Origin of the sequence: Candidatus Dedyshia acidiphila, from assembly GCF_051025295.1 — a bacterium.
GTDB lineage: Bacteria > Acidobacteriota > Terriglobia > Terriglobales > Acidobacteriaceae > KBS-83.
This window is the reverse complement of record NZ_JBMGJV010000018.1, coordinates 17,119-29,185: the sequence shown is the minus strand read 5'-3', so window position 1 is coordinate 29,185 and position 12,067 is coordinate 17,119. Positions and strand designations below refer to the sequence as shown.

Here is a 12,067-nt window from a genome sequence, read left to right as displayed (position 1 = left end):
ACGCTTTGTGCAGATGACCCCCGGGCTGAGTTACGAAACTAATGTGACGACCCGTTCCGAGTGAATAAAGTCTTTTTTTATGGTAGCGTTTCGCTTATGGCAGCCAACACACGCTTCGTCACCGGCGTTCACATTCTCGTTCTTCTGTCGCAGGGAGAGTCGCTACAGACCTCCGCGGATCTGGCAGAGATACTGCATACGAACCCTGTCGTGATTCGTCGCATTCTCTCCTCCCTTCAGCAGGCAGATCTGATCGTCAGCCAGAAAGGTCCGTCCGGCGGTTCGCGGCTGACCAAGCCCGCCAAGACGATCACGCTGGCTGATGTGCATCGCGCGCTCGATACGAGCACCAAGCTGAACCTGCCGAAGAGCAGCGGTGCGGTGGCGAACAAGATCCACGCTGCGATCGGGAAGGCCTACAAGGACTGCCATCGCGCCTTCGAGTCTGAGTTGGAGAAGATCACGCTGGCCACTTTGGTCAAGCGCGCGGGTAAGGTCAGCCGCTAAGTTGTAGGAATCCTGCTCCCAAGCAGGCCCTGCGCCGAAGCAGCCGTCTAAAGCGCCGCTTTGCGGCGCTGCGCAGTACCTCTTCTGCCTATGGCTTAGTGGACGCGAGCGCATACTCAGTGCCGCATTGAGCTCACCTCGGCACCACGTGTGCACACTGAATCCTTTGACTATCGCTGCCCGAGTGTGCACGAAGGCCAGTCCCCCTCACTCGGCCTCATGCGCGGGGCGCATGAGCGGGAACAGGATCACATCGCGGATTGACCGTGCGCCGGTGAGGATCATGGTGAGCCGATCGATGCCGATGCCTTCGCCACCGGTCGGCGGCAACCCGTAGGCGAGCGCTCGTACATAATCCTCATCTGCCTGGAACGCCTCTTCATCGCCGCGCTGCCGTTCAGCAAGCTGCTGCTCGAACCGGCGCTGCTGATCAACAGGATCGTTCAGCTCGCTGAAGGCATTCCCGACCTCAAAGCCGCCGATATAGAACTCAAAGCGCTCGACCCAGTCCGGCTCATCCGGCTTCACCTTCGACAGCGGTGAGACCGCAAGAGGGAAGTCGTAGATGATTGTCGGCTGGACGAGGTGCTCCTCTGCGACTGCCTCGAACAAGCTGGCGATGGTTTTGCCCACTGGCTCGCCGGCCTCGACTGGCACGTTCACTCCGGCATTTCGCGCGCGTGCGACGAGCGCGAGCACGGATTCTGCGCTGTCGAACTCTGTCCTCTCCGGAGCAGTGCCAGCCGCTCCAGGCCAGAAGGCCGCAATCGCCTCCCGCATGGAGTAGCGCTTCCACTGCGCCAGGTCGATGCTGTGGCCGTTGAACTCGGTCAGCATCGTCCCGTTCACTTCCATGGCGACAGCGCGCACCAGCTCTTCGGTCAGTTCCATCAGGTCGTGGTAGTTCGCGTAAGCCTGGTAGAACTCAAGCATCGTGAACTCGGGATTGTGCTGAGTCGATATTCCCTCATTCCGAAAGTTACGATTGATCTCATAGACACGGTCCAGTCCGCCGACGACCAGCCGCTTGAGGTAGAGCTCCGGCGCGATGCGCAGAAACAGCGAGAGATCGAGGGCGTTGTGGTGCGTCACAAACGGCCGTGCCGCCGCGCCACCGGCGATCGAGTGCATCATGGGCGTCTCGACCTCGATGTAGCCGCGGTCGTCGAAGAAGCGGCGCAGCGCCCGCAGCACCTGAGCACGCTTGAGAAACACAGCGCGGACATCGACGTTCATGAACAGGTCGAGATAGCGCTGACGATAGCGCAGTTCGACGTCGGAGAGCCCGTGATATTTCTCCGGCAGCGGGAACATCGCCTTCGTAAGGAAGGTGATCGTCTCGACGTGCACGGTCAGCTCGCCAGTGCGGGTGCGGAAGAGATACCCGGTCACGCCAATGTGGTCGCCGATATCGAGCAGCTTGTAGAGCTGGAAGGTCTGCTCGCCGACTGCGTCGAGCCGGACATAGATCTGCAGGCGTTCGCCGCCCTGCTGCAGTTGTGCGAAACCTGCCTTGCCCTGCGCGCGGATCGCCATGATGCGGCCGGCGATTGAGACCTCGACGCGCTCTGCCTCGAACTGTTCCGCCGCCCAGCCGTTGTAAGCCAGGCGCAGCGCGGGTATCTCGTGTGTGGTGCGGTAGTGATTGGGGTAGGGAGCATGGCCCAGGGCGGCAATCTGCTGCAGCTTCTCCTGGCGCAGCGCAAACAGGCTGCGTTCGAACTCTGACTCGAACACTCGATGTCCTTGGTGAAGAGGTGCGGAACAGGCCAGTATAGCGAGCGGATGTTGTATAACAGCCGAGGTCAGGCGAGGCCACAACACCAAGTGACGAGCGACGAACAACCAGAGAAGCAGACCAAGCGCGGCAACGATACCGTGAAATCGCTGGTGCAGGTGGAGAGCATGATCCAGCTTGCACTGATGCTGCCTGTAGGCACGCTGGTGGGGGGGGGCATCGGCCGGCTGCTGGACCACTGGCTGCATCAGCACTGGATCTACATCGCCGGCCTGCTCGTTGGTGCGGCTGCGGGCTTCGTTGAGATCTTCCGCGTCGTGCTCAAGCAGACAAAGGAAGACTAGGCCCTGCGACAATGACAATAGTGACCGGATCAGAGCCCAATACGCTGGCCGACTTTACCGAGCAGGATTTGCGAACCACGCTGATGCGTGCACTGCGCTGGGTCGGTGTGCTGGGTGCTGTTGGAGCGGTGGTGGTCTGGCTCACGCTGGGCTGGCGCTCTGGTGCGTTGTTCGCAGTCGGCGCTGTGATCGCAGCGACTGGTCTTTACGAGTCGCAGCGGCTGATGCTGGCGGTGCTGAGCCGCTTTGACGAAGGCCGCGCAGCGAAGCCGATCGCCGGTGTCTTGATCTGGTTTTTCATCCGCCTCGTCGCGGCCGGAGCGCTTCTTTATGTTAGCCTTAGGAGTTTGGAGGGCTCGGTTTACGCGCTCTGCGCGGGCCTGGGGCTGGCCGTGGTGGCGCTGTTGATCGAATCCATTCGACTGCTGCGCGCCTGGTCTCTCTAGCGCCGATCCTGCCTCATCCGCATCTCGACAAGAACCACTGACGGACCCGGAAACGCTACCGACGCCATGCCAGTTCAGCTCCCATTTACCGCCTTTCTGAACCACTACTTCGCCGGCATCGCCAATGCGATCCTGGCCCTGTTCCATGTGCATCCGCACTACGCGCAGGCGCCGATCGAGAACTCGGTCGCGATGGAACTGGTGGTCTTCTTCGTTCTGCTTCTGTTCTTCGTCCTGGTCCGCGCGACGTTGAGCGTGGAGAAGCCCGGCCCGGTGCAGCACATCGCCGAGATGCTGAACGAATTCGTTACCGAGCAGGCGGACTCGATCGTCGGGCACGGCTCCGAGCGGTATGTCCCGTTCGTCACGTGCGTCTTCATCTTTATTCTGCTCAGCAATCTGCTCGGGCTGCTGCCCGGCTTCATCTCGCCTACAGCGAAGCCCTGGGTGCCGCTCGGCGTCGCGACGATCACGTTTCTGTACTACAACTACCACGGTGTTCGCGAGCAGGGACCTATCGGCCACCTGAAGCACTTCCTGGGGCCGATCTGGTGGATCTCCTGGCTGATGCTCCCGATTGAGATCATCTCGCACCTCGCCCGCATCCTGTCGCTCACGGTTCGTCTCTACGCGAACATGTTTGCCGGTGACATGGTGACGCTCGTCTTTTTCTCGCTCGTGCCGGTGGCATTGCCCGCTGTCTTCCTGGGCATGCACCTTGGCGTCTCTGTCATTCAGGCGTACGTCTTCATGCTGCTGGCGCTGATCTATGTCGCGCAGGCGACGGCGCACGAGCACTAGAGCGAGCGTACCGACATTTCAGACAGGGAGCCGCCACCGCCTTGTCTGCATCGGCCGTGAGCGTGAGGGTGCCAGCACGGTGAGCATCAACCACCCACTGACGGACCAATTCCGGGGGCAACGGAGAACTACAATGCGGAAACTGCAAATCCTCTTCTCGCTGCTGAGCATCCTGTTCCTGGCGGCTCCGGCATTCGCACAGGACGGCGGCGGCAACGGCATGGCCGTCGGCCTCACCTCGATCGCAGCCGGCATCGGCATGGGCCTGGCGGCCGGCCTTTGCGGCCTCGGTCAGGGTCGTGCGACAGCATCGGCCACTGAGGCGCTGGCGCGCAATCCCGGCGCACGCCCCGGCATCCTGCTACTGCTCACGCTGGGTCTAGCCTTCATCGAGTCGCTCTCACTGTTCACGCTCGTCATCATCTTCGTGAAGGTCAACGCTCGCTAGGACTGCGGTTTCGCACAAGGGCCCCCGGCTCCTCATGGCCGGGGGCTTTTGCATGCCCGGAGACGTTCTGGAACGCGGGCTGTCGCGCCCGAGAACGAGACAGCTAGGATGGCAGCCATGGAACCCGCGCTGGTCTTCGACGGCATTGGTAAGCGGTTCGGATCCGCAGTCGCGCTCGACGGTGTGAGCTTCACGCTTGCGCCGGGAGAGGTACTGGGACTGCTCGGACCAAACGGCGCTGGCAAGACCACCGCAATACAGATTGCGGTCGGCTTCCTGAGGCCGACCAACGGCACTGGCACGCTCGCGGGCCGACCCTTCAGCAATGCGCAGGCACGACAGCATCTCGGCTTCGTTCCGGATGCACCCGTCTTCTTCGGCGGCAAGGCGATCGCAGCACTGCGCTTTGCAGCGCGGCTCAACGGCACGAATGCCTCCGCGACAGAGATGGAGCAGGTGCTTGATCGCGTCGGGCTGACTGAGCGGAAGCGCGACGTGCGGCGCTTCTCGCGCGGCATGCAGCAGCGGCTCGCCATGGCGATGGCGCTGATTCACCGGCCGCGCGTGCTGATTCTCGATGAGCCCGCGGCAGCACTCGATCCGCAGGGCGTGGTCGAGATCCGCACGCTGCTGCAGGAGTTGCGGGCAGAGGGAGTAGCGATCCTGCTCAGTTCGCACCAGTTGAATGAAGTCGCGCTGGTGAGCGATCGCGTCCTTGTGTTGCGCAAGGGCCGACTCGTCGGTTCCGGGAGCCTGAGCGACTTGCTTGGCGGTGCGCACGAACTCGAGGTGGCGTTGTGCGATGTCCGCGCAGATGCCACGTTCACTGCGCGATGGGGACAGGGAGTGAACGGCGTCTGGCGCGTGCTCCAGGAAGATGTACGCGAACTGATCGAGTCGGCGTGGCGCTGCGGTGGCACTCTGCTGAGCGTCACCCCGCGCGGTCGCGACCTGACCGAACTCTTTCTGAAGCTGACCGGCGATCCAGCGGCTGTCACCAGTACAGCCGAGGCGCCACAGCGATGAAGAGCCTCGTCATCGCGCGTGAACTGCTGTGGATGAACCGCTGGTTATGGCTGCTGCTGGCGGTGTGGCCGTGGGCGATGGCTGCGCTGCTGCTGGCCGGCGGCCTGCACCCGGGGCTCGATGAGTCGTCGGCGGCGCTGGCCCAGCAGGCTATTTACGGCCTCGCACTGGTCGCGTTCACGGGTGGCTCGCTGATCGGAAACGAGCAGCGCTCCCGTCGCATCGTCCTCGTGCTTTCGCGGCAGGTGAGCCGACGTCAGTACATGCTCGCGCTGTGGCTAACGGCCATGCTGCCGCTGCTTGCCTATCTTGCTGACCTTGCGCTCACGTCGACCCTGCTACGCATTCCCGGTGACGAGATCGCGCGGGTGCTCGCTGCCTTGTTGTTGGTTGCGGCGGTCACGGCGTCGCTCAGCGTGCTGCTATCGCTGGTGCTGCCTGGGGTGCTGGCCGGCGTGGTCAGCATGGGAGCGGTGGGCTTGCCACTGCTCTCGGCATCGGCAGATCACGCCGCGCTGGGTCGCGTGCTGCATGGATTGATGAGTGGGACAGGATCGCCCGCCAACTCGACGGTCGACGTGACTGCCACGCTCTACGCTGCTGCAGCCTTTGAGGCGCTGCTGCTGTCAGCGTTCATCTTCGAGGGAGCGGTCCGGTTGTTCGAACGGCGCGACCTGCGGCTGAAGACGGAGTAGGCTTACTTCGCTGTGGCTGCGATCCCCGGCAGGACCGGCGTGTGCTCCGGATTGATCACCGGGAATGTGGCCGGGAAAGTTGCCGTAAACAAGGTACGGGCGCCGCGCTGCGCGAGGTCGAGCGAGCCGCGTGGCACCACTCCGAGCAGCAACGTTGCCGAAGCAGAGAGCAGGATGGCCAGTCCCAGTGTGAAGGACATGCGCGGCACGGCGAGCACGGGTGCTCCCTCAAGAGGCCGGCTGTAGAGCGCCACCAGCAGCCGCAGATAATAGAAGCACGCGATACCACTGTTGATCAGACCGATGATCGCGAGCCCCGTCATGCCCTGCTCCAGCGCCGCGGAGAAGACATAGAACTTCGCGAAGAAGCCGCCTGTGAAAGGAATGCCGATCAGCGAGAGCAGGAAGAATGCCATCGCACCGGCGAGGACGGGTGAGCGATACGCGAGGCCGCGGTAATCGGAGATCGACCACAGCGTGTCTTCGTAACCGCCCGCGTGACTGATGATGGCGAAGATGCCGACGTTCATCGCGGCGTAGCAGAGCGCGTAAAAGCTGGCCGCGGCAATCGCTGTGGGCGAGAAGCTGGTGAACGCGACCAGCAGGTAGCCGGCATGCGCGATCGATGAGTAGGCCAGCATGCGCTTCACACTCTGCTGGCGTAGCGCGGCGAGGTTGCCGAGCGTCATCGAGATCGCCGCCATGACCCAGAACAGGCCCCACCAGTGCTGCTGGAGCGACGGGTACGCGCCGTAGAAGATGCGGAGCAGTACGGCGAAGGCGGCGGCCTTGGGCGCGGTCGACATCAGGCCGACAGTGGGCGACGGCGCGCCCTCGTAGACGTCCGGCGTCCACACGTGGAAGGGAGCGGCGGAGACCTTAAACCCGAGCCCGATGAGGATGAGACCGATCGCGGTCCAGGCCAGGATTGGGGTCTGCGTGGTGGGCAGCGCTGCGGCAATGGCTGCGATGCGGGTAGTGCCGGTGGCCCCGAAGGTGAGCGCGATGCCGTAGAGGAAGAAGGCAGTCGCGAACGAGCCGAGCAGGAAGTACTTGATGGCCGACTCGGGGCTGCGGCCGGTGCGGCGGCGATAGCCGGCGAGGATGTATGTCGAGATCGACGAGATCTCAAGCCCGATGAAGACCAGCAGCAGCTCGACCGCGGAGGTCATCAGCAGCATGCCGACGGTGCCGAAGAGAACGAGCGCAAAGAATTCGCCAACGTCCGCGGTGGTCGGGCGCAGCGAATCGATCGCGGTCAGGAGTGCGACCAGGACGGTGCCGCAGATCAGCAGGTGGAAGAAGCCGCTGAAGGCGTCCGTCTGCACGACGCCGAAGTAGGCCGTGCCGGGGGCAAGCGAGAGCTGCCACGCGCTCGCACCGAAGGCAGCCAGCATGGCGGTGACGCTGAACCAGCCGATGCTCCTGCGGTGAGCGGTGGCAGGGAGCAGCGGATCCACCAGCATGATCAGCACGCCGGCAAGGGTGAGGATAACTTCGGGGAGGATGCGGGCGAGCTGCATCGTTATTCAGCCTCTCCGGTTGCGTTGGCGGTCGTCATGATGTGCTGAGTCGTGATGGGTCGGCTGTAGGGGTGAACGCCGCGATCGATCGCACGAATCCAGTAAGGGGAAGCGACGCCCATGATCAGCAGCAGCACGGCGATGGGCCAGAGTGTGAGGTGCTCGCGCGCGAGCAGGTCACGTGCGGGAGTGCGGTGCACCAGCGGCGACTCCGGACCGTAAAAGACGCGCTGCGTCATCCAGAGCATGTAGCCCGCGCTGAGAATCACGCCGACTGTGCCGAGCGCCCCCCAGACATGGCTGACGGCAAAGCCGCTCGACAGTGTGAGGAACTCGCCGACGAAGCCGTTGAGGATGGGCAGGCCGATCAGCGCGAGCACTGTGATGACGAACATGGTCGCCAGCCGCGGTGTGCGCGCGGCCAGGCCGCCGTAGTGCTCGATATCGTAGGTGCCGTAGCGCTCATAAAGAATGCCCATGAGCACCAGCATGGCCGCAGCGGCAATCGATTCCGAGAGCACGTGGAAGACTGCACCATCGAGCCCGTTGATCGCGAAGGTGTAGACGCCGAGCGTGCAGAAGCTGAGGCTCGAGATAGTCGCGAAGGCCAGCAGGCGCTTGAGATCGATCTGCACCAGCGCGACCAGCGCGCCATAGAGGATGCCGATGACGGCGAGCGCGATCATCCACGGCGCAACCCGATGCGCCTGGGCAGGGAAGAGGCCGACGTGGAAGCGGATCAGCGAGTACAGGCCAAGCTTGCCGGCGATGATCATCGCCATGGCCGTCGGCGCCTCCGCGAAGGCATCACCGAGCCAGCCGTGCAGCGGGAACACGGGAACTTTGACGGCAAACGCGACGAGGAAGGCAAGCGAGATCCACTGCAGGGCGTTGGCTGAGAACAGAGTCGGCTGCTGTGCAAGCGCTGCGCTGATAGCGGCGTAATCGAAGGTGTGGGTGCGCGTGTAAAGAGCGAGGATCGCGACCAGGAAGAGAGCGGATGGGATGAAGGTGTAGAGGAAGAACTTGATCGCGGCGCGTGCGCTATCGCGGCTGCCCGGGTTGCGACCGAAGATGGCAATCGTAATCGCCATGGGCACAAGTGACAGCTCCCAGAAGGCGTAGTAAACCATCAGGTCGAGCGCGAGGAAGACGCCGAGCATCGCGGTCTGCTGCAGCAGGAAGAGTGCGTAGAACTCTTTGACGCGCGTATCGATGGCACGCCATGAGGCCAGCACGCCGATAGGGGCCAGGAATCCCGTGAGCACGACCAGCCACATCGAGAGGCCGTCCACGCCGACGTGATAGCGGATCGGCGGTGACACGATCCAGGAGCGATCGAACTCAAACTGCATGCCGGTGCGCGCGGTGTCGAAGTGCGCGGGCAGGTGCAGGGTGAGCGCAAAGGTGACAAGCGCGACGGCAAGCGTCCAGAGCTGCACGATGCGTCCGCGATTCGGCAGCACCGAGACAACGACGGCGCCCGCGGCGGGAACGAGCAGGATCCAGTTCAGGATGGTGTGATCGAGACCGTTCATCACTAGCGTCCTCCCCATCCGTGCCCGGCGAGCGCAGGAAGATGCGCCCCGAAGCCGAAGAAGGACAGCAGAAGGATGGCCGCCGCGCCCAGCGCGAGCCAGCCAGCATAGGAGCGGATGTTGCCCGACTGCACGCGGCGCAGGATCGAACCTGCACCCTGAGCACTGCCCGCGAGCAGACGGCCACCACCGCCGATCAGCGCACGATCGACTCCACCCCAAAGCCCGTAGCGGGCGAGCACGAGCAGCGGACGTACGATGAGAATGCTGTAGATTTCATCCACCCAGTATTTGTTCGCCACCAGGCCGTAGAGAGCGCGCGAACTTTCCGCCATGCGCGCAGGCAACAGCGGCTTGCGGCGATAGAGCAGGTCGGCGAGGAACCAGCCAAGGATGGCGGCAAGCACGGAGCAGCCGGTGAGCACCCGCTCGGTCTGCGGGTCTTCCTGGCGCGGCGCTGGTTCGGTCACTGGCATGGCGCCCGTGGTGCGCATGGCGATCGAGACCTGCTCGAACGATGGCGGCACGCCGACACCGTGCGTGACCGGCTCAAGGAAGTGCGCGAAGCGATCGCTGCCGCCGAGCGAATGCGGGATGCCCAGCCAGCCCCCGGTGACGGAGAGAATGGCGAGCAGAACGAGCGGCACCAGCATCGACCACGGGCTCTCGTGCACGCCGTGCGGCGCGCGGTCGTGTCTGTCTCCGATCGCATGCGCGTGTGCCAGGTCCGGCGCGTGCGATGCATCCATCTCGGCTGCGCCGTGATGCTCTTCCTGCGATTCGGCGTGGTGCGCGGCAGGGCTGGCGGTGTCGACGCGCAAGCGGCCGAAGAAGGTCAGGTACCAGAGCCGGAACATGTAGAAGGACGTAATCGCGGCAGTCACAAGTCCAACGGCCCACAGCAGAGGGCCGCCGTTGGGTGAGCGGAAGACTTCCGCGAGAATCGCGTCCTTCGAGAAGAAGCCGGCAAACGGCGGCAGCCCCGAGATCGCGAAGACGCCCATCGTCATGGTCCAGAAGGTGACCGGGATGTAGCGGCGGAGACCGCCCATGGCGCGCATGTCCTGCTCGCCGCCCATCGCATGAATGACGGAACCAGCCGCTAGGAAGAGCAGCGCCTTGAAGAACGCGTGCGTGAGGAGGTGGAAGATCGCGGCCGAGTAGGCAGCCGCCCCGCAGGCAAGAAACATGTAGCCGAGCTGCGAGATCGTTGAGTAGGCGAGCACGCGCTTGATGTCCGTCTGGACGATGCCAACCGTCGCGGCGAAGAAGGCGGTGAGCGCGCCGATGATGGCAACGACGGTGAGCGCGAGCGGTGCGCGGTCGAACAGCACGTGCGAGCGCACGACCATGTAGATGCCCGCGGTGACCATGGTCGCGGCGTGGATCAGCGCGGAAACCGGAGTCGGGCCTTCCATTGCGTCAGGCAGCCAAATGTAGAGGGGAATCTGGGCCGACTTGCCGGTTGCACCGAGCACGAGCAGCAATGCGATCGCGGTCAGGAAGCCGCCCTGCAACTCCGGATGCTGCGCGATCTGGCCGAAGACCTCGCCGAAGCTGAGCGTGCCGAAGTGCACGATCATCAGAAACATCGCGAGCAGAAAGCCGAAGTCACCGATGCGATTGACGACGAACGCCTTCATGCCGGCCTTGGCGGCAGAGTGCTTTTGGAAATAGAAGCCGATCAGAAGGTACGAGGCGAGTCCGACGCCCTCCCAACCGACGAACATCAGCAGAAAGTTTTCCGCAAGCACCAGCGTCAGCATGAAGAACATGAAAAGGTTCAGGTAGGCAAAGAATCGCCAGTAGCCCTCCTCGTGCGCCATGTAGCCGACCGAGTAGATATGAATGAGGAAGCCGACGCCTGTGACCACCAGCAGCATGACCAGCGTGAGCTGGTCGAGCGCGAATGCGAAGTCGGCATGAAAGCCGGAGGTCTGGATCCACGGAGCGAGGCGCTCGACGTGGGGCAGAGCGAGGGCGGGAAAGGCCTGGTACACGCGCAACACCTGCACGAGCGGCGCGGCAGTAAAGACCAGGGCGATGATCGCAACCAGGGCGCGGGGCAGCCGACGGCCGAGCAGACCATTCAGCAGAAAGCCGATGAACGGCAGAACCGGAATAAGCCAGAGATGGAGGCTGTTGTCGTTCATAGTTTCATCAGGTTCACCTGGTCCACGTTGAGCGTGTTCCGGGTGCGGAAGATCGCAATGATGATGGCCAGCCCAACCGCCGCCTCGGCCGCGGCGACCACCATCACGAAGAAGACGAAGATCTGGCCACTGACCTGATGCCACTGGTGCGCGAAGGCGACAAAGGTCAGATTCACCGCATTGAGCATGAGCTCAATCGACATGAAGACGGTGATGATGTTGCGCTTGATCAGGAAGGCCGCGACGCCGATCGAGAAGAGAATGGCGCTGAGCACGAGGTAGTAGGCGATGGGCACGGCCATGGTCAGGGCTCCTTCCGCGCGAGGGCGACGGCGCCGAGGATCGCAATCAGGATGAGGATCGAGGTGACCTCAAACGGCAGCAGCAGGTCGCGAAAGAGCACCCGGCTCAGGTCGGAGGTGGTCACGAGCTGATCGCCGAGCCGCGCCGAGCCGAGCCGGTTCGATTGCGACAGGAAGATATAAGTCAGCAGACCGGCCAGCGCGGCCACACCGGGAAACCCGGCCAGATACGCCGCGCGGCTGCCACGGGTGCGCTCTTCCTCGCCCGCATTGAGCAGCATGATCACAAAGGTGAACAGCACCATGATTGCGCCCGAGTAGACGATGACCTGCGCGGCGGCGAGAAACTCTGCACCGAGCAGCAGATAAAGGACTGCCAGCGACGTCATGACGACGATCAGCGAAAGCGCGCTGTTGATAGGGTGACGCTGCAGGAGCAGGTTGAGGGCGCCCCCGATGCACAGTGCTCCGAAGATGAAGAAGAGTGCTAGATACATGTCATTCACGTGCAGACAGCAGGTGCATGCCAGGGCATAGGCCCAGCGA

At 63.3% G+C, this 12,067-nt stretch carries 13 protein-coding genes; 7 read left to right on the top strand and 6 right to left on the bottom strand.

Annotation, left to right across the window (positions count from 1 at the left end; all coding sequences use genetic code 11):
* The first annotated feature begins 96 nt into the window (after positions 1 to 96).
* Entirely contained in the window at positions 97 to 507 is a 411-nt protein-coding gene (locus AC5IJH_RS09430; RefSeq protein ID WP_491902563.1) for an Rrf2 family transcriptional regulator, read from the top strand.
* Between the two features lie 207 nt (positions 508 to 714).
* Here AC5IJH_RS09430 and lysS read toward each other — a convergent pair whose 3' ends face one another.
* Positions 715 to 2,244 carry a lysine--tRNA ligase gene (gene lysS, locus AC5IJH_RS09425; protein WP_491902562.1) on the bottom strand — a complete coding sequence of 510 codons (1,530 nt, stop codon included), beginning with the start codon at positions 2,242 to 2,244 and terminating at the stop codon, positions 715 to 717.
* 90 nt (positions 2,245 to 2,334) lie between these two features.
* Here lysS and AC5IJH_RS09420 point away from each other — a divergent pair, with 90 nt between their 5' ends.
* The 6 genes from AC5IJH_RS09420 (at position 2,335) to AC5IJH_RS09395 (ending at position 6,005) form a co-directional block, all read left to right on the top strand.
* Positions 2,335 to 2,589, top strand: coding sequence for an AtpZ/AtpI family protein (locus AC5IJH_RS09420; RefSeq protein ID WP_491902561.1), 255 nt, complete (start codon positions 2,335 to 2,337; stop codon positions 2,587 to 2,589).
* 20 nt (positions 2,590 to 2,609) lie between these two features.
* The gene (locus tag AC5IJH_RS09415; RefSeq protein WP_491902560.1) at positions 2,610 to 3,035 is read left to right on the top strand and encodes an ATP synthase subunit I; all 426 of its coding nucleotides are present in this window, start codon (positions 2,610 to 2,612) and stop codon (positions 3,033 to 3,035) included.
* A 66-nt stretch (positions 3,036 to 3,101) separates the two neighbouring features.
* The gene (gene atpB / locus AC5IJH_RS09410; protein WP_491902559.1) at positions 3,102 to 3,836 is read left to right on the top strand and encodes a F0F1 ATP synthase subunit A; all 735 of its coding nucleotides are present in this window, start codon (positions 3,102 to 3,104) and stop codon (positions 3,834 to 3,836) included.
* Positions 3,837 to 3,969: 133 nt separating this feature from the next.
* Positions 3,970 to 4,284, top strand: coding sequence for an ATP synthase F0 subunit C (locus tag AC5IJH_RS09405; protein ID WP_491902558.1), 315 nt, complete (start codon positions 3,970 to 3,972; stop codon positions 4,282 to 4,284).
* 108 nt (positions 4,285 to 4,392) lie between these two features.
* Positions 4,393 to 5,310, top strand: coding sequence for an ABC transporter ATP-binding protein (locus AC5IJH_RS09400; RefSeq protein WP_491902557.1), 918 nt, complete (start codon positions 4,393 to 4,395; stop codon positions 5,308 to 5,310).
* Positions 5,307 to 6,005 carry a hypothetical protein gene (locus AC5IJH_RS09395; protein ID WP_491902556.1) on the top strand — a complete coding sequence of 233 codons (699 nt, stop codon included), beginning with the start codon at positions 5,307 to 5,309 and terminating at the stop codon, positions 6,003 to 6,005. The genes AC5IJH_RS09400 and AC5IJH_RS09395 overlap by 4 nt, the downstream gene beginning before the upstream one ends.
* A 2-nt stretch (positions 6,006 to 6,007) precedes the next feature.
* Here AC5IJH_RS09395 and AC5IJH_RS09390 read toward each other — a convergent pair whose 3' ends face one another.
* The 5 genes from AC5IJH_RS09390 to AC5IJH_RS09370 are packed head-to-tail and all read right to left on the bottom strand — an operon-like array spanning position 6,008 to position 12,018.
* Positions 6,008 to 7,528, bottom strand: coding sequence for an NADH-quinone oxidoreductase subunit N (locus AC5IJH_RS09390; protein WP_491902555.1), 1,521 nt, complete (start codon positions 7,526 to 7,528; stop codon positions 6,008 to 6,010).
* Between the two features lie 2 nt (positions 7,529 to 7,530).
* Positions 7,531 to 9,066: a complex I subunit 4 family protein gene (locus AC5IJH_RS09385; protein WP_491902554.1), complete on the bottom strand. Its 1,536-nt coding sequence runs from the start codon at positions 9,064 to 9,066 to the stop codon at positions 7,531 to 7,533.
* 2 nt (positions 9,067 to 9,068) lie between these two features.
* Entirely contained in the window at positions 9,069 to 11,219 is a 2,151-nt protein-coding gene (nuoL, locus tag AC5IJH_RS09380; RefSeq protein ID WP_491902553.1) for an NADH-quinone oxidoreductase subunit L, read from the bottom strand.
* On the bottom strand, positions 11,216 to 11,521 hold the full coding sequence (gene nuoK, locus AC5IJH_RS09375) for an NADH-quinone oxidoreductase subunit NuoK (RefSeq protein WP_491902552.1): 306 nt from the start codon (positions 11,519 to 11,521) through the stop codon (positions 11,216 to 11,218). Before nuoK ends, nuoL begins: the two co-directional genes overlap by 4 nt.
* Before the next feature lie 2 nt (positions 11,522 to 11,523).
* The gene (locus AC5IJH_RS09370; protein ID WP_491902551.1) at positions 11,524 to 12,018 is read right to left on the bottom strand and encodes an NADH-quinone oxidoreductase subunit J family protein; all 495 of its coding nucleotides are present in this window, start codon (positions 12,016 to 12,018) and stop codon (positions 11,524 to 11,526) included.
* Between the last annotated feature and the right edge of the window lie 49 nt (positions 12,019 to 12,067).

Coding starts and splice junctions, on each gene's coding strand:
- AC5IJH_RS09430 (WP_491902563.1), top strand. CDS start 97: ATGGCAGCCAACACACGCTTCGTCACCGGCGTTCACATTCTCGTTCTT.
- atpB (WP_491902559.1), top strand. CDS start 3,102: ATGCCAGTTCAGCTCCCATTTACCGCCTTTCTGAACCACTACTTCGCC.
- AC5IJH_RS09405 (WP_491902558.1), top strand. CDS start 3,970: ATGCGGAAACTGCAAATCCTCTTCTCGCTGCTGAGCATCCTGTTCCTG.
- AC5IJH_RS09400 (WP_491902557.1), top strand. CDS start 4,393: ATGGCAGCCATGGAACCCGCGCTGGTCTTCGACGGCATTGGTAAGCGG.
- AC5IJH_RS09395 (WP_491902556.1), top strand. CDS start 5,307: ATGAAGAGCCTCGTCATCGCGCGTGAACTGCTGTGGATGAACCGCTGG.
- AC5IJH_RS09390 (WP_491902555.1), bottom strand. CDS start 7,528: ATGCAGCTCGCCCGCATCCTCCCCGAAGTTATCCTCACCCTTGCCGGC.
- AC5IJH_RS09385 (WP_491902554.1), bottom strand. CDS start 9,066: ATGAACGGTCTCGATCACACCATCCTGAACTGGATCCTGCTCGTTCCC.
- nuoL (WP_491902553.1), bottom strand. CDS start 11,219: ATGAACGACAACAGCCTCCATCTCTGGCTTATTCCGGTTCTGCCGTTC.
- nuoK (WP_491902552.1), bottom strand. CDS start 11,521: ATGGCCGTGCCCATCGCCTACTACCTCGTGCTCAGCGCCATTCTCTTC.
- AC5IJH_RS09370 (WP_491902551.1), bottom strand. CDS start 12,018: ATGTATCTAGCACTCTTCTTCATCTTCGGAGCACTGTGCATCGGGGGC.